The following is a 21,720-nucleotide window of genomic DNA, read 5'->3' on the forward strand; positions in this document are numbered from 1 at the left end:
CTGCATGAAACGTTTGCTGCATCCGCTCTCGCCCGCCACAGGCACAACTCAGTTTGAAAACGCTTTTGAAGATTACGTCGACCCGACTTTTTCCGCCACCGTCATCGCCTGGCAAAAGCAGCATGGCCGCCATGCGCTGCCATGGCAAAACACGCGCGACGCCTACCTGATCTGGCTGTCCGAAATCATGCTGCAGCAAACGCAGGTCACCGCCGTGCTCGGCTACTACGCGCGCTTCCTCGAACGCTTCCCCACCCTGCGCGACCTCGCTAGCGCGCCCGTCGAAGACGTGATGGCGCAGTGGAGCGGCCTTGGCTACTACACGCGGGCGCGCAATCTGCACAAGTGCGCGCAGCGCGTGGTGGCCGAATACGACGGCGTGTTCCCCAGCGACCCGGCCCTGCTGGCCGACCTGCCCGGCATCGGCCGCTCGACGGCGGCCGCTATCTCCGCGTTTTCCAGCGGCACGCGCGCGGCCATCATGGATGGCAACGTCAAGCGCGTGTTCGCGCGCACCTTCGGCATCGATGCCTATCCGGGCGAAAAACGGGTCGAGGAAGCCATGTGGCGCCGCGCCGAAGCGCTGCTGCCTGAAACCGGCATCGAAGCCTACACACAGGGCCTGATGGACTTCGGCGCCACCCTGTGCACGCGCAGCAGCCCCGATTGCGGCCGCTGCCCCTTGCAGCCGCGCTGCGTGGCCTACGCCACCCATCGGGTTAAAGACTTACCTGTGCGCAAGCCGAAGAAAACCAGCCCGGAAAAACACGCCGTCATGCTCGTCGTCATCAACGACGGCCAGGTGCTGCTGGAGCAGCGTCCCGGCTCGGGCATCTGGGGCGGCTTGCTGTCCCTGCCCGAACTCGATGGCCACGTGCTGGCCGGCGAGGACTGTCCGCGCGACGTCGACCAGGATGCGCTGGCGCGCGCCGTGGCGCCGTTCGGCGAGATCGAATCGCAGGAGCGGCTGCTGCCCATCGTGCACGTCTTCACGCACTACAAGCTGCACATCGTCCCCTGCCGCATCACCCTGGCGCGCCGCCTGGCGCTGGCCGGGGAAGCGACGCACGTCTGGTACGACGGCGCGAAAATCGCGGACGCGCCGCTGCCCGCCCCCATCAAGAAACTGCTACTGGAGCTGTTCGGCGATGCGCGTTCGGCGCAGCGCAGCATGTTTTAGTGCGCAGGCTTGTCCTACTGGCGCTGGCCCTCCTGCTCGCGCCAGTGCATGCCGACACGGCGCTGCCGGAGGTGCCAGAGGTGCCAGAGGTGAGAATAGGCGTACTCGCCTACAAGGGCGGCGACGCCGTGCAGCAGGACTGGTCGTACGTGACACGCCACCTGCAGGCCAGCATTCCCGGCATCCGTTTCATCCTGGCCGACTACGACCAGGCGGGCCTGACGCGCGCCGTGCAGTCGCAAGCGATCGCCTTTGCCATCACCAGCAGTGGCCATTACGTGGCGCTCGAACACAGCGACGGCGCCAGCCGCATCGCCACGCTGGAATCACCGTGGACGGACTCGCCGCGCCAGGCCATCGGCTCGGCCATCGTCGTGCGCAGCGCGTCGCCCTTGCATGACCTGGCCGACCTGGCGGGCAAGAACGTGATGGCCGTGGCGCCCGACGCCTTTGGCGGCTACCAGATCGCCGCGCGCGAACTGCGCGAAGCGGGCATCGATCCCGCGCACGATTTTGCCAGCCTGCGCTACAGCGGTTTTCCCTCGCAGCAGATCATCGACGCCGTGCGGGCGGGACGCATGGATGCGGGCATCGTGCGCACCTGTTTGCTCGAACAGATGGTGACGCGCGGCGAAGTGCGCGCCGAGGAACTGCGCGTGATCACCACGCGCCCGATACCCGGCTTTCGCTGCGCCAGCTCGTCGCGGCTGTATCCGGACTGGCCCTTCGTCGCCCTGCGCCAGACGCCGCCCGCGCTGGCAAAAAAAGTGGCGCAGGCCCTGCTGGCCATGCCGCGCACCGAAGAGGGCTATAGCTGGACGGTGCCCAGCGATTACCAGATCGTCGATGAACTGTTCCGCGACTTGCACATCGGCCCCTACGCCTATCTGGACAAGCTGACGTTCGAGACGGCGCTGCGCCGCTACTGGGGCTGGATGCTGCTGGTGCTGGCCCTGCTCGTGGCCTGGGCCGTGCACACGGTGCGCGTGGAATACCTGGTCAGCCGGCGCACGGAGCAACTGCGCGCGGCCCAGCACCAGCAGCGCGCGCTGGAAGAACAGGCGCGCCAGCGCCAGGCCACGCTCGACCACACGGCGCGCCTGGCGATTTTGGGCGAGATGGCCAGCGCCATCGCGCACGAACTGAACCAGCCACTGGCGGCCATCGGCAATTTCGCGCGCGGCATGGCGCGCCGCATCACGGCGGGCCGTCTCGACGCGGCGCCGCTGCTCGATGGCGCGCAGGAAATCGCCACGCAAAGCGAGCGCGCGGGCGCCATCATCCGCCACATCCGCGCCATGGCGCAAAAGCGTCCCGCGCACAGCACCGCCTTTGCCCTGGCCGGCGCCGTGGAGCAAGCCGTATCGCTGTTCCGCGCGGCCCATCCACAGGCAAGGATAGACTGGCGCCACGACAGCGCCAGGCTTGCGCCGCGCGTGCTGGCCGACCCGCAGCAAGTGCAGCAGGTGCTGCTCAATTTATTGAAAAATGCGCTCGATGCGCAGGTGGAAAGCGACAATCCCGTACACCCCATCGGCGTGCTGCTGCACCGTGAAAACGGCGCCTGCACGGTGGCCGTGCGCGACGCCGGCTGCGGCCTCGATGCGGCGCAGATGGCGCGATTGTTCGAACCATTTTTCACCACCAAGGCCGAAGGCCTGGGCCTGGGCATGTCCCTCAGCAAAAGCATCATCGAATCGTTCGGCGGCAGCCTGTCGGCGCACGCCAACGCGGATGCGCCGGGCTTGACGGTCTGGTTCCGCCTGCCCGAAGATAGCCATATGGAAGCGCACAAGGAAATACAAGAGGAAACACCATGAGTGAAAGCGATGCGATCATCTTTGTCGTCGACGACGACGCCGCCATGCGCCGCTCGCTGGCCTATCTGTTCGATTCGGCCGGCTGGCAAGTGCAGACGTTCGAGTCGGCGCGCGATTTCCTGCAGCGCTACGAGGGCCAGGCACCTGGCTGCTTGCTGCTCGACGTGCGCATGCCTTTGATGAGCGGGCTGGAGCTGCAGCAGGAGTTGTCGCGCCATGCGATCTCGCTGCCCGTGATTTTCCTCAGCGGCCACGGCGACCTGTCCATGGCCGTGCAAACGATGAAGGCCGGTGCCTGCGATTTTCTGGAAAAGCCGTGCAAGGATCAGGTATTGCTGGACGCCGTCTCGCGCGCCGTGGCCCGCAGCGTGGCAGAAAGCCGCAGCGCCGCCAGCGCGAATACGGCGCAAACGGCACTGGCCAGGCTCACCGCGCGCGAGCGCGAAGTGGCGCTGCTGATGGCCGAAGGCAAAGCCTCGAAAGTCATCGCCCGCGAACTGGGCATCAGCGACAAGACGGTGCAGGTGCACCGCCATAACACGATGGAAAAACTGGGCCTGCATTCAGCAGCCGAGGTGGCCCGGCTGCTGATGGCCAGCGGAGAGATTTAACCGGGGTCAGACCCGCCGGGTCTGACCCCAGCCGTTACGACCTTGGGATAATCCGCGCCGGCAGTCCCTGCCGCACCGACGTGCCTGAGACGGGATCGACAAACACGTTCTTGTCGCCGCGGCTCGGGTCCGTCAGCCCCAGGTCATTCAGGTTGATGCCGGCGCCGATGGCCGGCTCGTCGGGCTGACGCGATTTGCCGATGCGGTGGGCGCGCGCGCCGTGCTCCTTGTGGCCGAAACCGTGTTCGATGGCGATCACGCCGCGCTGCACGCCATGGCGCAGCATCACCGTGGCCCTGGCCTTGCCGCCCGGCGTCTCCAGGTAAATTTCATCGCCATTTTGCAGCTTCAAGCGCGCCGCATCGTCAGGATGCACGGCGACCGGGTTGTCGGGATGGATGCCGCGCAAGCGCCGCGCGCCGATGCTGTACGAGTTTTGCAGCGCGGATTTAAAACTGATCAACTCGAACGGCCATTCGCTGGCCGGATAGGTTTTACGTACGGGCGTGCCGTCGGCAAACGCCGCGACTCTCCAGGCGGGCGTACCGGGGAAGCGTTTGCCGCTCAAGCTGTTCTTGCTCACGCCCAGACCCTCGTTGTACAGCATCATCGGCTTCAGATAGCGGTGCGTGGACCAGTCCTGCGGATACGGCGTCTCGTCGATCACGGGTGCAGGAGCTGCCGGCGCCTTGGCATTCGCGGGCGGCGGCAGGCGCAGGCCGAACATCTCGCCATAGCTCTGGTAGCGGCCTCCCCGCGCCAGCATGAAGGCCACCTTGCGCCACTCTTCCGGCTTCAGGGTGCGCTCCAGTTCGGGGCGGATGCGCGCCACGCCGGACAGGTCGATGTCGTCGTCGCTGGCGTCAGGCACGGACGTTTTCCCTTGCCAGGCGATGTTGGCGCCGCCGCGCAGATACCAGTCTTCCGCGCGCTGCAGGGGGAAGCGCTGGCCATCCATGTCTTGCAATGCGTCCGGGCCAAAGCCGGGCAAGGCCATCGTTTTCGCCAGCGCGATGAAGAACGATTCCATGCAGATGGTCTGGCCGTCCGGCGTCTTTTGCACGCGCGGTTCGACCACGGGCCAGCGTGCCGTGCTCATTTTGACGGGCATGCCGCCCCAAGCGCCGGCCCAGCCCCAGCTTTCATACAACAAGGTATCGGGCAGCAGGTAGTCGGCAAACGCCGAGCTTTCATTGATGAAGGGGTCGATGGCGACGATCAGGGGAATCTTCTTCGGATCGGCCAGTTCCTTGCCGATCTGCGCGCGCAAGCCCGTGATGCCGTAGACGGGATTGCAGCTCCACAGTATCAGCGCCTTCAAGGTGTACGGATAGCCGTTCATGGCGCTGGTAAGCCATTCGGTCGCCAGCGCGGGCGCATTCGGATACCACGGCGCCCTGGCCGGATACGCCTTGCCCGCTTCTTTCTTCAGCTTGAATTCCGACGTTTTTTCATACGGCACATTGCGCCCTATCGGCATGCCGGCCGCCTTGATCTCGCCGTCGAAACTCTCGAGGTTGTAGCGCGGACCGGGTCCCGCATCCTTGAAGCTGCCGCCGTTGACGAGGGTGCCGCCCTTGCGGTTCAAATTGCCGATCAGGGTATTGAGCATGACCAGCGCATACGCGTTATAAAACCCGGCGCCCGACATCATGCCGCCGTGCGCATTGACGGCCGCGCGCTTGCCATGGCTGGTCAGTTCCTGCGCCAAGCCTTCGATGATGTCGCGCCCGATGCCACAGGCAGCCGAGTATTCGTCCATGCTGTGGCGCTGCGCTTCCTCGTTCAGCATCGTCATGGCCGTCTTCAGGTGCAGCGGCGCGCCAAGCACGTCCAGCGGGCCGTCGAAGAACAAACGCCCTTCTCCCTTGGCGGCATTGTGCGGCACGATGGCTTGCGTGGCGGCGTCGATCACGCAGTAGGCGTCGCCATCCTTGTAGCGCTCTTCTTCCGCCAGTTCCACCGCACCGATGTCCGACGCGCGCAGGTAGCGGCCATCGCGCGCGTGCCCCTTTTCGTTGATGATCAGGTGCGTGGCGTTGCACCAGGCGGCTTCGCCCGCCACTTCCGCCACCTTCAGATTCGGCTGCACGAGGAAGTTGCGGTCATAGCGTTCGTGCTCGATGATCCAGCGGATCATGGCCATGGCCAGCGCGCCATCCGTGCCCGGTTTGATCGGCACCCAGCGGCTGCGGTCGCCCGCGGCCAGGCTGTCCGCATTCGTCAGCACGGGGTCGACGACGACATAGCTGAATTCGCGCTTGCCGGAACGGGCCTTGGCGATCAGGGTGCCCTGGCGCTTGAACGGGTTGCCAGCATTGCCCGGCGCCGTGCCGACGAAAATGCAGAATTCCGTGTTTTCCAGGTCCACTTTCGCATGCGGCATTTTCTTCATGTCGCCGAACATGGCGCCCGAGCCGCTGCGGTAGGCGCCGCCGCAATACGAGCCGTGGTTGACCAGGTTCAGACTGCCGTACGACTGCTTGAAAAAGCGCGTGCCGAACGCCAGGCGGCCATCGTCGGTGCTGCACATCAAGCCCACCTGATTGACTTGCGGGCCCAGTTCCGGCTGCGCCGGATCGATCGGTTTTTCCAGCTCGCGCAAGGCGCGCAAGCCCTGCACGTGGCCCTCGCCAAACAGGTCGCCGCCTTCCGTCACTTCCTTGACCAATTGATCGAAAGCGATCGGCTCCCACTGGCCGCCGCCACGCGGTCCCACACGCTTCATGGGCGCCAGCACGCGGAATGGCGACTCCATCTGTTCCAGCACGCCATTACCGCGGCCGCAAGCCGTCGAACGGCCTTTCAAGCCCTTTTCCTGGAAGCGCGACAGCGAGACAAAGCTGTCGCGGATCGAGGTTTGATATGGCAGCGCCGGATCGGCCGACAGGGGGCTGTAGGGATTGCCCGCCACGCGCAGCACCTTGCCGCTTTTTTTATCCAGGCGCACGCGCACGCCGCAAAACGTGGTGCAGCCCATGCACATGGTGTAGCTGACCTGCTGGTCAGGATTGACGGTCAGCTTGCCCGTGGCCGTGTCGACGGAAAACTCGGGCGGCAGGGAATTGCCGTGCAGTTTCTGCACGGGTTTATCTTTACCCAGCGCGTGGTCGACCATGCGGCCGGCCGTGGTGGAAAAGCTGGCGGCAAAGGCGGCCAGGCCGCCGCCAATGGCGCCGTAGCGCAGCAGCTTGCGGCGTTTTTCGTTTTCGTCTTCAGGGCCGTCGTTGCGGTCGTCGTTGTTTGTGCGTTCGTTCATTTTTGACTCCTCATTGCGTGGCCATGGCGGGACGGTTGCGCAGCATGCGTCCGGCCCATGGCAAAAATTCCAGCATCAGCAACAGCAGCGCGATCCACAGGCCGGCCGTGCCGATAATCCCCATCAAGCCATCGTTCCCCATCGGCAGGTGGTAGTCATACAGGCCGGCGCCCGTTTTCGGGATCGTCTGGCCGCCGATGAAAATCGTCCAGCGCATCATCCAGGCGCTATGCAGCGCGATCAGGCCGTTGACCAGGCCACTCGTGGCCGGGCGCCAGATGGCCAGGGCCATCGGTACGATGGCCGACAGCACGGCCCAGACGGCCGTGAACTGCCATTGCGGCATGCCGGCCACCTGGGTGAACGCCATGCTGTGGCTGGCGCTCACGCCGGACAGACTGACGAACAGCCAGCCGCCGCCCAGCGCCAGCACCAGCGCCAGCGACAGGGCCAGCGCCCGGTTCAGCGACACTTCCAGCGCCTGCTCGCGGCCAGGCAGGAAACGGTTGAACAGCAGCGCCAGGCCCACCGCTCCCACGAACGCCGTGGCGGCAAATTGCGCCGGCAGGAAAGGCGTGAACCACAGGGGGCGGGCGCGCACCACCATTACTTCCATGCCCGTGTACAGGCCTACGACAAAGGCGGCCAGCAAGGTGAAGGCGGCGGCGGTGACGATGGCCTTGCGCGATGCGGCGCCACCGCGCCCCAGCAGGCGGTAGGCCCAGGCCAGGCGATCCTGCCCCTGCCCCCGTGTGGAAAAGTCCACGCGCAGCGCCAGCCACGCGTACAGCATCAGACAGCCCAGATACAGGGGAATGAAGAACGAACCCCACGACATCCACGACTGCGGCTGGAAGTAAATGTAGAAATGGTAGAAGCGGCCCGGCCCGTGCAGGTCGGCCAGCAGCGCCACGGGCGCCGTCATGCCGCAGACGAGGGATGCCAGCAGCGCGATGCGCCCCAGGCGTTCATACGCCTTGCGGCCGAAAACGAAGTACGGCAGGGTCAGCATGAAGCTGCCGTAACTGAGGCCGATGAGGAAAAAATACTGCACCGCCCACGGCAACCATGCCGCTTCGCGCGTGACGTTGACAATTTCGGTGATGTGGCTGTCCATGGTTTATTTCCCGTGTTTGCTCGGTTGCCAAAGAGTCGCTTCGCCTTCGACGTGGCCGGCGAAGCGCGTGTCCAGTCCCAGATAAAACACGTGGGGCTGGGTCCCTTGCTCGGGTTTGAGCACCTTCACCTTGTTCTCGGTGAGCAGCTGGTGCACCAGGCTTTCCGGGTCATTGAGGTCGCCGAAGATGCGCGCGCCGCCGACGCAGGTTTCCACGCAGGCCGGCAGCAAGCCTTCGTCGACCCTGTGCGCGCAGAACGTGCACTTGTCGGCCTTGCCCGTTTCGTGGTTGATGAAGCGCGCGTCGTACGGGCACGCTTGCACGCAGTAGGCGCAGCCCACGCAGCGGTCGCCGTCGACGACGACGACGCCATCCTTGCGCTGGAAGGTGGCGCCCACGGGACAGACGGGAATGCAGGGGGGATTGGCGCAGTGGTTGCACAGGCGCGGCAGCATGTAAGTGCCGCAGCGGTTCTCTTCCTTGACTTCATAGGTCGAGACGACGGTGCGGAAGCTGTTTTCCGGCACGGCGTTTTCCATGATGCAGGAGACCGTGCAAGCCTGGCAGCCGATGCACTTCTGCACGTCGACCACCATCGCCCAGCGCTGGCCGCCTTCGCCCTTGGTGGCCGCCTTGCCGGGCAGCGGCGCGATGGCCGCCCCGATGGTTACGGCTGGCAAGGCGCGCAAGAAACTGCGGCGCGATTCAATCATGACACTCTCCTTGACTATGGGCGGCAAGCCCTTGTTGACTTGCTGCCATGATAGAAAAGAAGGCGCTGCGGGGGTATTGGGGTGATAGTGCGGGGACCTAGATGATCATGCCAATTGACAGGATCGACAATGCGGAGTAGGTCGGATTCCCCATGACCGCCTGTATTAGTAGGTCGGGTTAGCCGGCACGGCGTAACCCGACACGCAGCGTCACGCGAGCATGTCAGTGCCCGCAGTGACCGTTACAGCTCGTCGAGCGAATACAGCCTGCGATGCTCGCGGATCGCGTAACGGTCCGTCATGCCAGCGATGTAGTCGGCGATCTTGCGCGCCTGCTTGGTCACATCATCGCCATTGACCTGATAGTCGGGCGGCAGCAGGGCCGGTTCGGCCATGAAGCTGTCGTACAGTTCGCGCACGATGCGGCTCGCTTTGACGCGCATGCGGTTGACCTGGTAGTGGCGGTACAGGTTCGCCCGCAGGAAGCGTTTCAGCTCCGTCGCGTCCTTGCGCATGGCGTCCGAAAAACGGATCAGTGGAGCGCTGGCGCGCACTTCGTTCACATCACGCGGGGCCGCATCGGCAATGAGCTGCGTCGAGGTGACGATCAGATCGTCGGCCAGTGCCGTGATCAGGCGGCGCAGGGTTTCGTAGATGGCGCGCCGGCCCGACAGACCCGGGAACGCCTGCTGCACCTCGCGCCACAGGCGGCCGAAGAATTCCACCTCTTCCAGCTGGGCGATGGTGATCAGGCCGGAACGCAGGCCGTCGTCGATATCGTGGCTGTTGTAGGCGATTTCATCGGCCAGGTTGGTCAGCTGCGCTTCCAGGGTCGGTTGCGTGCGGTCGATGAAGCGCTGTGCCACGGGGCCGAGTTCGCGCGCATGCGCCAGCGAGCAGTGTTTCAAGATGCCTTCGCGCGTCTCGAACATCAGGTTCAAGCCATCGAAGGCGCCGTAGTGTTCTTCCAGCGTGTCGACCACGCGCAGGCTTTGCAGGTTGTGTTCGAAGCCGCCATGCTCCTGCATGCATTCATTGAGCACGTCCTGGCCCACGTGGCCGAACGGCGTGTGGCCCAGGTCATGCGCCAGCGCGATGGCTTCCACCAGGTCTTCGTTCAGGCGCAGGTTGCGTGCGATCGAACGCCCCACCTGCGCCACTTCCAGGCTGTGCGTCAGACGCGTGCGAAACAGGTCTCCCTCGTGGTTGAGGAATACCTGGGTCTTGTATTCGAGACGGCGGAAGGCCGAGGAATGGATGATGCGGTCGCGGTCGCGCTGGAACTGGCTGCGCGAGGCGTGCGGCGCCTCGGCAAAGCGACGTCCCTGCCCCTGTGCCGAGTGGGCCGCATACGGAGCCAGGAAGTCTTCCGGCAGCATGTTATTGCACTCCGGCGGCCAGGGTGGCCAGCACCAGTTCATGGGGTGCGGACGTGATGCTCGGGCTGCCCAGCGGTTTCAACAGGATGAATTTGATGGCGCCGCCCTCGTTCTTCTTGTCCACTTCCATCAATTCCAGCCAACGCTCGACACCGAGGTCCGGCGCCTTGACGGGCAGGCCGGCGGCGGCGACGAGTTTGCGCACGCGTTCGACGGCAGCCTGGTCGATATAGCCCATGCGGCACGACAGGTCAGCCGCCATCACCATGCCGCAGCCGACGGCTTCGCCATGCAGCCAGTGGCCGTAGCCCAGGCCCGCCTCGATGGCGTGGCCGAAGGTGTGGCCGAAGTTCAGGATGGCGCGCAAGCCGCCTTCACGTTCGTCCTGGCGCACCACATCGGCCTTGATTTCGCACGAGCGGGCGATCGCATACGCGAGGGCGCCCTTGTCGCGCGCCATCAGCTTGCCCATGTTCGCTTCGATCCAGTCGAAAAACGCGGCATCGATGATGGCGCCATGCTTGATCACTTCAGCCAGGCCGGCCGACAGCTCGCGCGCCGGCAGGGTTTCCAGGGTCGAGGTGTCGGCGATCACGGCGCGCGGCTGGTAGAAGGCGCCGATCATGTTTTTGCCCAGCGGGTGGTTGATGCCCGTCTTGCCGCCGACGGAGGAATCGACCTGCGCCAGCAGGGTGGTCGGCACCTGCACGAAGCCGATGCCGCGCATGTAGCTGGCGGCCGCATAGCCGGTCAGGTCGCCGATCACGCCGCCGCCCAGCGCCACCAGGGTAGTCTTGCGGTCGCATTTATTGGCCAGCAGCGCGTCGAAAATCTGCATCAGGCTGGCCCAGTTTTTATATTCTTCGCCGTCCGGCAGGACGATGCAGATCACTTCGCGGCCATCGCTGGCCAGCGCCGCCTGCAGGCGACCCAGATACAGGGGCGCGACGGTGGTATTGGTGACGATGGCCACCTTGTGGCCGCTGATATGGCGCAGCAGCGCATCGGCGTCGGCCAAAAGGCCGGGACCGATGGCGATCGGATAACTGCGCTCGTCGAGGTCTACGCTCAACAACATTTTGGATTGCTCGTTCATGGAAGGCTCTGCATGAATGACGCAGTTGGGCGAAGCTTCGCATTCGAGGCTGGCCAGCTGCATCAGGATGGTCTGGACCATCGATTGTACGTTAGGACGGCCCGTGTCGATCACAATGTCGGCCACTTCCATGTAATGGGGCTCGCGCTGCGCCGTCAGCTCTTCGAGCTTCCTGCGCGGGTCGGCCGTCTGCAGCAGGGGGCGGTTCTTGTCATGGCTGGTGCGCGCGAGGATGTTGCTGACGCTGGCGCGCAGGTAGACGACCGTGCCCCGTTCCTTCAGGTAAGCGCGGCTGTCGGCGTTGAGGATGGCCCCGCCGCCGGTGGCCATGACGATGCCTTGCTGGGCGCTCAGGTCGCGGATGACCTCGGCCTCGCGCCGGCGAAAGCTGGCCTCGCCCTCGATTTCAAAGATCCACGGGATGGTCGCTCCCGTGCGTGCCTCGATTTCGTGGTCGGAATCGACAAAGCGCAAGCCCAGCTTGCGGGCCAGGATGCGCCCGATCGTGGTTTTGCCTGCGCCCATGAGGCCGACAAGAAAAATATTACTGTTGGAAATTTCGGACACTTTTTATATCAATCAATCAGAAAATAACGGGTGCCGCCCTCGACGGCCCCCGCTCCCCCCGCAGGTCAAGGACAGGAGAATGTCAGTCTAAACGGGTAACTGGTGGCGTTGCCCAGCGGCGTCGTCACTGTCACATTAAACGTATTGACTACATCGGCTACACAGTTGGTCGGCGTCATACTGTTAATTGTAACGGTATGCAGGCTGCCCTGGTTACCCTTGATGTTGTTGCCCGTCCTGTCATCGACACCAAGCATATTGTGCGGGTAGATATTTTGCACGCTCGCCGGCAACACTGACACCTGCCCATTGACGGCATTCGTGATTGTCACCGTACTACCGGATGGCATGGGATTTTGATGCAGATCGCTGATCAGCAGGCGGAATGTGCGGGGCAGGCTCGCCGACCGGGAACCCAGGTCATACGCCTGTGTCCCCAGGACAGCGGTGCTGCCATCGTCGTTCGTCAGGAAGACATTGTCAGGATGGCTGTCGCTCAAGAAGACCGCGATCTTGGCAAACAATGTCGTGCTGCCATCCGACGTGCTGGCGCACACGGTCGCCAGGCCCGGCCAGTTACTGTCCGCCGTGCCGCCGTTTTTGAGGTCATTGCAGGGCGTCGCCGGCGGATTGGTCGCCACACGCGGATTCTGGCTGCGGAAATCGACCGAGCAGCCGCCATTGGTGGTGGTGCAGCCGCCCATACTCGATGAACCGATAGCGCCCAGGTTGCTCTGGAACGCCACCGGCGTGCCATCCGGTACCGGATTGCCCGCCTGGTCCGCCAACAGGACAGTGACGGTGGTGGCGGGGTTGCCCACGCCGCTGTCATAGGACCAGCCTTCCACGTTGGATTTAACCACGCTCAGCGAAAATGCCGTTTGCACGGGCAAGCCGGTCGTCACCAGGATGGAGTCGGACAAGGTGGATACGCCGGATGCCAGGCTGGCCTTGACGCGGAACGTCGTCGGCGTAAGACCGGAATTGACCGTGGTGATGACTTCACCGTTGGCATCGGTGATGTCCTTCAGCTTATTCAACGTCACACCCGGGCCGTTCAGCAGCGAGAAAGTGACTTCCTGGCCTGGCAAAGGCCTGTTGAAAGTATCGAATACGCGGAAAGTCAGGGTCGCCGTTTCCGTGCGCGACAAGCCGCCCTGGCCTTGAATGACAAGCGATTTCCCCACCGGACTAACGGCGGAAAACTGTACCGACGCCGGCGTCGCCCGCGCGACGTTCAGGGTGGCGTGCAGTGCGGCGTTGCTACCGGTCACGGAGGCAAACAGCATGTCCGCGCCGCCGCAACCGAGATCGCGGTACACGGCCGTCGCCTTGCCATTGACGGCCGGCACGCCGCTGCTCACGCTGGCTTTGCCCGCGGAGACACAGTTCGAACCAAACTCCACCGTTACTCCCGTACCGGTGTAGGCCTTGCTGCCAGCCATGATATCAACCGACACATTTGCCGTGCCATAGGCAGGGATGCTGGCAGGCGAAAAGGTCATGTTGGCCAGCGTCAGATCTGTTGTTCCCAGCACATAGTTAATTTGAGTGCTGGCAAGAGCACCATTGACTGTCGTGCTTGCCCGCAAGCTAGCGGCGCCGCTGCTCGTCAGACTGAAAGGACGCATGGTAACGCTGGCCATACCCGTCGCGTCAGTCAGTGCCGTCCCTACCGACGGGGACAGTACAGCAACGGCATTGTCGGTAGAAAAAACTACCAGGGCATCGGCGATCGGCTTGCCGCTCAAGTCGGTAACAAGCGCCTTGGCCGTCAATGGCGTGGCGCTCGACAAAGAATTGCTTGTGCTGCTACCGCTGAACAGCGACAGCGTCATTTTCGCGCCAGCAGCCTGCGCCGCCTTGATTTCATAGCTCGCCTCGCCGGTGACCGTGGCGGTGGCCGTTGCGACAGTGGCCGTCAGCTTGCCCGCACCGGTGACTGCTGCATTCAGGGCCGAGACGGTGATGCTGGCATAGCCCTTGGCATCGGTCAGTGCCGTGCCGTTGGTCGACGACAACGTTACCAGCGTGGCATCGGCCGAAAACGTGACCACGGCATTGCTGACGGGAACGCCATTTTTATCGTTGACGAGCGCCATGGCCGTCAGCGGCGTCGTGCTGCTGAGCGTACTGCCAGGCTGGCCAGCAGCGTTAAACAGGCTTACCGTGACCGTCGCGGCCACCCCGCCCGTCGTGCCACCACTGCTGCCGCCATCGATGGTCGGGTCGCCGCCACCGCCGCCGCACGCGGCCAGCAAGGCGCCCAGCGCCAGCAAGACCAGCCAATTCGCTACCCGACTCCAATAAGTATTGCTCAAAGATACATTCCGCATAGTCGCCATCAGTCCGCTTTCGTTTGCATTGTTACTTAAACGTAAAGATGTGACATTAACGTGTTGCTGGCCGATCTGCCACTATTTTCGGCGTAATAAACACCATCAGTTCCGTTTTTTCTTGACTGCGGCCCGTGCTGCGGAAAAAAACACCGAGCACGGGGATGTCACCCAGCAGCGGCACCTTGCTGTCCGTGCCCCGCTCGGATTGCTGATAAATGCCGCCCAGCACCACCGTGCCGCCGTCTTCCACCATCACTTGCGTGCGCACGTGCTTGGTGTCGATGGCAAAGCCGGAACGCGTTTCCTGGCCCACGCTATCCTTGTTGACGTCCACTTCCAGCACCACGTTGCCATCCGGCGTGATCTGCGGCGTCACTTCCAGGCGCAGGTTCGCCTTGCGAAAGGTGATCGACGTGGCGCCGCTGCTGGTGGCCACTTGGTACGGCAGCTCGATGCCCTGCTCGATCAGCGCCAGCACCTTGTCGGCCGTCACCACGCGGGGACTGGAAATGATCTTGCCACGACCGTCCGCTTCCAGCGCGGACAGTTCCAGGTTCAGAAAACGGTTGGCGGCCGCCGAAAACAGGCTCAGGGCGAAGCTGGCCGGCTGCAAGCCATTGATGCTGGCGGCGGGCAAGTTGACGAATTGCGAGTTCGGCACGAAGGCGCCGCTACCGGCCACCGTTTGCCCCGTCGCCTCGCCCACGCCCTGGTAGCTGCCGCCGACAGCCGCGCGGCGCCCGCTGCCGCCCAGGGAAAAACCGGGCAACTGGCCCGCCGCCAGGCGCTGGTCCGTAAAACCCAGGCGCGCACCCAGGTTGCGGCTGAAACTGTCGTTCGCCTCGACGATGCGCGCCTCGATCATCACTTGCCGCGTAGCAATATCCGTCTTCGCGATCAATTGACGTATCTGCTCCAGGCGCACCGGCACGTCGGTGACGAACAGCTGGTTCGTGCGCGGCTCGATCAGCACGCTGCCACGGCGCGACAGCAAGCGGCTGCGCCCTTCCCCCGCATCCAGGCCGAACACGCTGCGGAACGCTTCGGCCTTCTGGTAATTGAGCTGGAAGATTGCCGACTGCAAGGGTTCCAGTTCGGCGATCTGGGCGCGCGCTTCGAGCTCCAGTTTTTCGCGCGCCAGCATTTCCTCGCGCGGCGCGATCCACAGCACGCTGCCATTGCGCCGCATCTCCAGGCCCTTGGCCAGCAACAGCACGTCGAGAGCCTGGTCCCACGGCAAGTCGCGCAGGCGCAGGGTCACGTTGCCCGCCACGCTGTCGCTGGCGACGATATTTTGGCCGGACGCATCAGCCAGGATGTGCAGGGCCGCGCGCACGCCCACGTTCTGGAAATCAACAGAGATTTTGTCGCCCGCATACAGACGCGGCGCCGATACGTTCACCACGGCATCCTGGGCCAGGCTGCTGGCATGCAGACACAGCATGGCGGCCCAGAACATGCGGCGCGGCCTCACGGCGCCGCCTCGGGCAAGCTGGCCTTCGGCCCCGCTCCCGCCACTTGCAAGACCAGGCTGCCGCGCCGCTCGCGCCAGGGGCCATCCGCCTCGCGCAGCAATTCACGGTACTGCAGCGCCCGTTCACTGATGTCCGTCACCACGCCGTGATCTTGCCCCAGGTACTGGCCCACTGCCACCCGGTACACACGCTGGCCTGCCAGCAGCAGCGCGCTCAGGCGCCCATCCTGCTGTACGCTGCCGACCATGCTGATGGCCGGCAAGGCCACGTTTTCCAGCGCTTCGCGCATGCGCCGAGGGTCGGGCCCCGCCACGCCGCCACGCTGACCGGACTCGGGCGCTGGCGGCAATGCATTGAAAGGATCGGCCAGGGCCGCCGCCGCATAGGGATACGGCGCGACGGCGGCAAGCGGGCGCCAAGCTGGTGTCACTGCGGGCGCGCTGGTCTTTGGAGGCAATGCCGCTTGCGCCGCCCGCTCCCCCGCTTCAGGCAAGCGATACGCGTGCAGCACGGCATCGAGGGTCAGCATGCGATCCTTGTCGAGGTTCAAGGCCAGTTCGTGCACCGTGACGAGGCGCGGCAGGCCCGCCAAATCCGCCAGCAGCGCGCCCATGGCATGGTAGCCGCCACGCAACTGTATGGCGATCGGCAAGGCGACATACGGCGCTTGCGGCTGGGACGCACCGGGCTTGAACAGCGAAAAATGCAAGCCGCGCGACTGGCCTGCGGCGTTAATCTGCGTCAACAGCTGCGCCATCGCTTGCTGGTCGGGCAATTGCTGTTCCAGCAGGGCCAGCTCGGCGCCGGCCTGGCGCTGCTGCGCGCGCCATTGCGGCAACTGCTGCGCCCTGGCCCGCGCCGACAGATAGGTGGCGCGCAAGCGGGCCTCCTCGCTTTGCGCCACCTGCACGGCAGTCATCAGCCCAGCCAGCCACACGGCGTGCAGCAGCGCGGCCACCAGCGTAGCGGCCAGGGCGGCGCAAGCGAGGCGCGCGGGTAGCGGCCACAGCGACGCGGTTTTCAAGCTCAGCATGATCGACCTCCACCACTAAGATTGCCCATCGGGTGCCAAAGCCAGCCGTATCGTCCATTCCACGGCGCCATCGGCCACGCCGCGCACTTCCAACACTTCCGGGCGGGACCAGGGCGCCGCCTGCTCGAGCGCCAGCAGCAATGCCGCGACCTTGTCCTGCGACGCAGCCTGCCCCTGCAAGCGCACCATCGCCGTTTCCTGGCGCACACTGTGCAAGGAAACGCCGGCCGGCATTGCCCGGGCCAGCGCGTCCAGCATGCGCACCCAGGCATTGCGTTGCTCTTGCAAACTGGCCATGGCCTGCTGGCGCAGCAGCAGCGCCGCCGTCTCTCCCTGCACCCGCTTGCCAGCGACAAGCATGGCATCGACTTGCTGCATGGCACTGCGCCAGCCCTCTTGGCGGCCCAGCTGCGCGTCGAGCTGGTGGCGCAGCCAGGCGCCTGCCGCCAGGGCCAGCAGCAATCCCAGCAGCGCCCCGCCCGCCAGTTGCCACAGCAGCAGCTGAATGCGCCTGCGCCGTGCCGCAGTGCGATATGGCAACAGGTTGATGCGCTGCATGGGCGCCCGGCCCGTCATCGGGCGTACCGGTGCATGGCCAGGCCCCAGGCCAGCTGGTAGGCCTCGCCACCGTCGGGCAAGGCTTGCCAGCCACCTTGGGCGAGCGCCGCCTGCAAGGCCAGCGCCTCGCTATCCATGACGACGGCCAGCAAGCCCGCCGCCCTGGCCGCATCGAGACGGCGCTGCACGCTGGCCCGCCGCGCCGCCACCAGCAGCACGTCGACTTCCTTGCCTGTCGTGCCGGGCAGCGGCGGCGCGGGGCCGAGAATGCAAAAATCCAGGCTAGCGTCTTCCAGCGCGAACGGCATGTATTGCCCCGCTTCCAGTTCCACGAGGATTTCCAGCTGCTCTTCCGGCAATCCGGCGGGCAAGCGGATCGCATGCGTGATTAGGGCCGTGGCCGGCATGGCCAGCGCCACCCGCGTGCAGGTGCTGCCACTGTCGCGATGAGCCTGGCGCAGGGCATCGGCCAGGCCCTGCATGTCCTCGACATTGCCCTCCAGTAGCACGCCGGGCGCCAGCGCGGCGGCGCCGCAATGCCGGCACGACAGTTTTCCACGCCGGCGCCGCAACTCGACCACGCGCACGGCATCGTCCGCGATGTCGACGCCCAGCAAGCCGATGCCAAGAAAATTGCTGATGGATATGTTTTTCATGGAGAAACGTCAGCGTGGGAGGGATTCCTGCCATCCGAAAGCCTAGTCCCGGCAGCGCTGGCTTGTAAATGGATTTCACGCCGGCGTCTGCTGCGCGCGGCGCCTATCTGGCCGGGCCGTGATCTGGCGCAGAATAATTGTTACCAAATCCTGGTTGCCAGCGAGCCAATACACGCTTATATAGAGTATCGGCAAGTTTCGACTGTCCCCTAGGCAAGCGCCACGGCGCGCTGCCACCCCGGCAAGCTCGCTTATAATTGGCCGGCATAATTAACCGAAAGACATACGACGCATGACATCTTCAAAATCCGCTGGCCCCGCTGGCTCGAAGCCGCCCACCAAGGGCAGCAAACCCAAACGTTTCCTGCTGATGGCCCTGGCATCGCTGCTGGGCCTGGGCATCGTCGGCGTCTTGCTGGTGGTCTTTGGCCTGGCCATGGCCTATCCGAACCTGCCGGCGCTCGATACCTTGACCGATTACAAGCCCAAGATGCCGCTGCGCGTGTTCACGTCCGACAGCGTGCTGATCGGCGAATTCGGCGAAGAGCGCCGCAACATGGTGCACATCAAGGATATTCCCGATGTCATGAAGAAAGCCGTGCTGGCCATCGAAGATGACCGCTTCTATGAACATGGCGGCGTCGATTACCTGGGCATCACGCGCGCGGCCCTGCACAACCTGACGGGCGGCGCCAAGCAAGGCGCGTCGACCATCACGCAGCAGGTGGCGCGCAATTTCTTCCTGTCCAGCGAACAGACCCTGAAACGCAAGGCGTATGAAGTCTTGCTGGCCTGGAAGATCGAGAAAAACCTCAGCAAGGACCAGATCCTCGAAGTGTATATGAACCAGATTTATCTGGGACAGCGCGCCTACGGCTTCGCTTCGGCCGCGCAAATCTATTTCGGCAAGAACATCCAGGACCTGACCGTGGCCGAAGCGGCCATGCTGGCCGGTTTACCAAAAGCGCCATCGGCCTACAACCCCGTCGTCAATCCGAAACGCGCGCGCATGCGCCAGCAATACATCCTGCAGCGCATGGCGCAGCTGGGCTACATCACGCCAGAGCAATACACGGAAGCCAAGAATGAAGAGCTGAAAGTGAAAACCGACAGCAGCGCCTTTGGCGTGCATGCGGAATACGTATCGGAAATGGCGCGCCAGCTGGTCTACGAGCAATTCAAGGAAGACACGTATACGCGCGGCCTGAACGTCTACACCACCATCACCAAGGCCGACCAGGACGCCGCCTACATCGCCTTGCGCAAGGGCGTGATGGATTACGAGAAACGCCACGGCTACCGCGGCCCGGAAGCGTATATCGAGATTCCGAAAACCAAGGCCGAAGCCGATGACGCGATCGAGACGGAACTGGCCGACCATCCGGACAGCGACGACATCATCGCCGCCATGGTGCTGCAGGCGTCGCCCAAGTCCCTCCAGGCAGTCACCTCGGCCGGCGAGGAAATCACCATTACCGGACCCGGCCTGACCTTCGGCGCGGCCTGGCTGTCGGACAAAGCGGCGCCTAACCGCCGCATCAAGCGCGGCGCCGTGATCCGCGTCATGCAAGAAGGCAATGCCTGGGTCTTGACGCAAATGCCGGAAGTGCAATCGGCGTTCGTCTCGGCCAGCACCACGGACGGCGCCATCCGCGCCATGGTGGGCGGCTTCGATTACAACCGCAACAAGTTCAACCACGTCACGCAGGCGTGGCGCCAGCCAGGTTCGGCCTTCAAGCCCTTCATCTATTCCGCTTCGCTGGAACGGGGCCTGTCGCCGGCCACCATCATCAACGACGCGCCGATCTCGTTCGACGCGGGCCAGACGGGCGGCCAGGCGTGGGAACCGAAGAACTACGACAGCAAATACGATGGCCCGATGACCATGCGCAAGGGCTTGATGAAATCGAAGAACATGATTTCCATCCGCATCCTGCACAAGATCGGCGCCAAGTATGGCCAGGAATACGCGACGCGCTTCGGCTTTGACGCGGACAAGAACCCGCCCTACCTGACCCTGGCGCTGGGCGCCGGCAACGTGACGCCGCTGCAGATGGCGGGCGCGTATGCCGTGTTCGCCAATGGTGGCTACAAGATCAACCCGTATCTGATCGCCAAGGTCACCGATAGCGATGGCAATGTCTTGTCGCAAGCCAAGCCGGACCTGGCGGGCGAGGAAGCCAACCGGGTCATCGACGAGCGCAACGCCTTCATGATGAATAGCATGCTCAACGACGTCGTGCGCTTCGGTACAGCCAATAAGGCCATGGCCTTGAAACGCCCTGACCTGGCCGGCAAGACGGGTACCACCAACGATTCCATCGATGCGTGGTTCGCCGGCTACCAGGCCAAGCTGGTGGGTATCGCCTGGATCGGCTACGACCAGCCGCGCAACCTGGGCAACCGGGAAACGGGCGGCGGCCTGGCCTTGCCGATCTGGATCAGCTACATGGCGAAAGCCCTGAAGAGCATTCCCGTCGAGGAACGCGCCGTGCCGGAAGGCCTGATCCACGTGGGCGACGAGTATTACTATGCGGAAAATCCACCGGGCACGGGCGTCGGCAGCCTGGAAGGCGCGGCGCGCGGCACGCCGGAGGAAGAGAAAGCGAAAGAAGCCGTCAAGAACGAGTTGTTTTAAGATCGTTTGATGCAAAAAGGGCAGCCCGAAGAGGCTGCCCTTTTTTATTGCGCGCGGCTAAAACAATTACTTCAGGACCACCGCCGCGCCCGCCTGCTCGCTGGCCATGGCCGACAGGGCCGCGAACAGTTCCGAGCCGTCGCGCGTGTTGATCCACTCGTCGCCCACGCGCTTGTAGTGGAAACCGCCGGAACGGGCGGCCACCCACATTTCGCGCATGGGGGCCTGGCTGTTGACGATGATTTTCGTGCCGTTGTCGATGAACTCGATTTCCAGCACATTGCCGCTGCGGCTGCATTCGACGTCGAGCACGTCTTCATCGTTCAGCCGGTCCAGCGCCGCCTCGATCTGGGTCAGGGTGGCTTCGGCCAGGGCCAGGAATTCCGATTCGCTCATGCTACACTCCAAAGATCTTAATCAAACCGTGATTCTAATCGTGAAGTCATCCTCAGCGTTTTATATCGGCACCGCCATTGTGGTTTCTAGCATCCTGGCCGGCTGCGGCCAGCCCGGTCCTTTGTACCTGCCCAAGCCGCCAGCGGCCAAGGGCGCGCCAGCCAAAGGCCCCGTCGAACCGGCGCCCGTGCCGCCGCCACCGGTGATCGTGCCGGCAAGCTAAGTCGAGCGTACCGGGGTGGCAGCCTTGGCTGCCCTGGCGCTCTTCTCCCGCTTGCTCCAGGCAAAATAAACGCGCATTAACAGCAGTAACGCGACGATGGCGCCGAACAGGATCGGTTGCGCGAAATTATGCTTACCCGCCTTCATCCACCAGAAGTGCAAAATGCCCAGCGGCGCGATGATGTAAATCAGCCGGTGCAGCCACTGCCAGCGCTTGCCCCCCAGGCGTTTCACCATGCCGTTCGTACTCGTCACGGCCAGCGGAATCAGCAAGACGAAGGCAATAAACCCCACGGTGATGAATGGCCGCTTGAGCACATCCTTCCACATTTCCTGCACATCGAAAAAGTGATCGAACCATAAAAACGTGGTGAAGTGCAGCGCCGCGTAGAAAAACGCGAACAGGCCCAGCATGCGCCGCAGCTTGATCAGCCAATTCCACTGCGTAAAGCGCCGCAAGGGCGTCACTGCCAGGCTGATGCACAGGAAATACAGGGTCCAGTCGCCCGTGCCGCGCGTGATGAATTCCAGCGGCTCCACCAGTTGCCCCGTGTACGTGAGCCAGACCATGCGGGCAAACGGCAGCAGCGCCAGCAAAAAGATCAGGCTTTTCAGCAGCGACAACTGCCTGCTCGTGGGGTTGAGGGCCATGGTCTTTCC

The 21,720-nt window shown here is 64.0% G+C and carries 16 protein-coding genes and 1 pseudogene; 5 read left to right on the plus strand and 12 right to left on the minus strand.

Annotated features, from left to right (window positions below; genetic code table 11):
• Positions 1-4 precede the first annotated feature (4 nt).
• The 3 genes from mutY to ACPJXG_RS26135 are packed head-to-tail and all read left to right on the plus strand — an operon-like array spanning position 5 to position 3,611.
• Positions 5-1,180 (plus strand): A/G-specific adenine glycosylase, encoded by a 1,176-nt coding sequence (gene mutY, locus ACPJXG_RS26125; protein WP_425252766.1) that lies wholly within the window; start codon positions 5-7, stop codon positions 1,178-1,180.
• Positions 1,180-3,000 (plus strand): sensor histidine kinase, encoded by a 1,821-nt coding sequence (locus ACPJXG_RS26130; protein WP_425252767.1) that lies wholly within the window; start codon positions 1,180-1,182, stop codon positions 2,998-3,000. The genes mutY and ACPJXG_RS26130 overlap by 1 nt, the downstream gene beginning before the upstream one ends.
• Positions 2,997-3,611, plus strand: a complete 615-nt coding sequence (locus tag ACPJXG_RS26135) for a response regulator transcription factor (protein ID WP_425252768.1) — start codon at positions 2,997-2,999, stop codon at positions 3,609-3,611. Before ACPJXG_RS26130 ends, ACPJXG_RS26135 begins: the two co-directional genes overlap by 4 nt.
• 34 nt (positions 3,612-3,645) lie before the next feature.
• Here ACPJXG_RS26135 and ACPJXG_RS26140 read toward each other — a convergent pair whose 3' ends face one another.
• The 10 genes and pseudogenes from ACPJXG_RS26140 to pilM form a co-directional block, all read right to left on the minus strand.
• Complete coding sequence (locus ACPJXG_RS26140; protein ID WP_425252769.1) at positions 3,646-6,870, minus strand: molybdopterin dinucleotide binding domain-containing protein; 3,225 nt, start codon at positions 6,868-6,870, stop codon at positions 3,646-3,648.
• A gap of 10 nt (positions 6,871-6,880) precedes the next feature.
• Positions 6,881-7,987 carry an NrfD/PsrC family molybdoenzyme membrane anchor subunit gene (gene nrfD / locus ACPJXG_RS26145; RefSeq protein WP_425252770.1) on the minus strand — a complete coding sequence of 369 codons (1,107 nt, stop codon included), beginning with the start codon at positions 7,985-7,987 and terminating at the stop codon, positions 6,881-6,883.
• A gap of 3 nt (positions 7,988-7,990) precedes the next feature.
• Positions 7,991-8,701 carry a sulfate reduction electron transfer complex DsrMKJOP subunit DsrO gene (gene dsrO / locus ACPJXG_RS26150; RefSeq protein ID WP_058049488.1) on the minus strand — a complete coding sequence of 237 codons (711 nt, stop codon included), beginning with the start codon at positions 8,699-8,701 and terminating at the stop codon, positions 7,991-7,993.
• Between the two features lie 242 nt (positions 8,702-8,943).
• Positions 8,944-10,080 carry a deoxyguanosinetriphosphate triphosphohydrolase gene (locus ACPJXG_RS26155; RefSeq protein WP_402720024.1) on the minus strand — a complete coding sequence of 379 codons (1,137 nt, stop codon included), beginning with the start codon at positions 10,078-10,080 and terminating at the stop codon, positions 8,944-8,946.
• Position 10,081: 1 nt separating this feature from the next.
• Complete coding sequence (aroKB, locus tag ACPJXG_RS26160; protein WP_402721184.1) at positions 10,082-11,701, minus strand: bifunctional shikimate kinase/3-dehydroquinate synthase AroKB; 1,620 nt, start codon at positions 11,699-11,701, stop codon at positions 10,082-10,084.
• Positions 11,702-11,808: 107 nt separating this feature from the next.
• On the minus strand, positions 11,809-14,064 hold the full coding sequence (locus tag ACPJXG_RS26165) for an Ig-like domain-containing protein (RefSeq protein ID WP_425252771.1): 2,256 nt from the start codon (positions 14,062-14,064) through the stop codon (positions 11,809-11,811).
• Positions 14,065-14,134: 70 nt separating this feature from the next.
• A pseudogene (locus ACPJXG_RS26170) lies at positions 14,135-15,460 on the minus strand (type IV pilus secretin PilQ); the annotation flags it as partial.
• Between the two features lie 92 nt (positions 15,461-15,552).
• A complete protein-coding gene (locus ACPJXG_RS26175; RefSeq protein ID WP_425252772.1) occupies positions 15,553-16,590 on the minus strand; it encodes a pilus assembly protein PilP in 1,038 nt (345 codons plus the stop codon).
• Positions 16,591-16,605: 15 nt separating this feature from the next.
• On the minus strand, positions 16,606-17,148 hold the full coding sequence (locus ACPJXG_RS26180; RefSeq protein ID WP_425252773.1) for a PilN domain-containing protein: 543 nt from the start codon (positions 17,146-17,148) through the stop codon (positions 16,606-16,608).
• A gap of 14 nt (positions 17,149-17,162) precedes the next feature.
• Positions 17,163-17,804, minus strand: coding sequence for a pilus assembly protein PilM (gene pilM, locus ACPJXG_RS26185; protein ID WP_051959318.1), 642 nt, complete (start codon positions 17,802-17,804; stop codon positions 17,163-17,165).
• A gap of 292 nt (positions 17,805-18,096) precedes the next feature.
• Here pilM and ACPJXG_RS26190 point away from each other — a divergent pair, with 292 nt between their 5' ends.
• Entirely contained in the window at positions 18,097-20,442 is a 2,346-nt protein-coding gene (locus ACPJXG_RS26190) for a penicillin-binding protein 1A (RefSeq protein WP_035824043.1), read from the plus strand.
• 66 nt (positions 20,443-20,508) lie between these two features.
• Here ACPJXG_RS26190 and cyaY read toward each other — a convergent pair whose 3' ends face one another.
• Positions 20,509-20,838: an iron donor protein CyaY gene (gene cyaY / locus ACPJXG_RS26195; RefSeq protein ID WP_099401300.1), complete on the minus strand. Its 330-nt coding sequence runs from the start codon at positions 20,836-20,838 to the stop codon at positions 20,509-20,511.
• Positions 20,839-20,878: 40 nt separating this feature from the next.
• On the opposite strand from cyaY, the gene lptM reads away from it, so the two are divergent.
• Entirely contained in the window at positions 20,879-21,061 is a 183-nt protein-coding gene (gene lptM, locus ACPJXG_RS26200; protein WP_099401299.1) for an LPS translocon maturation chaperone LptM, read from the plus strand.
• Here lptM and ACPJXG_RS26205 read toward each other — a convergent pair.
• Complete coding sequence (locus ACPJXG_RS26205; RefSeq protein ID WP_099401298.1) at positions 21,058-21,711, minus strand: sulfite oxidase heme-binding subunit YedZ; 654 nt, start codon at positions 21,709-21,711, stop codon at positions 21,058-21,060. The genes lptM and ACPJXG_RS26205 overlap by 4 nt on opposite strands.
• Positions 21,712-21,720: the final 9 nt, after the last annotated feature.

This window comes from Janthinobacterium sp. NFX145, from assembly GCF_049810325.1.
GTDB lineage: Bacteria > Pseudomonadota > Gammaproteobacteria > Burkholderiales > Burkholderiaceae_D > Janthinobacterium > Janthinobacterium rivuli.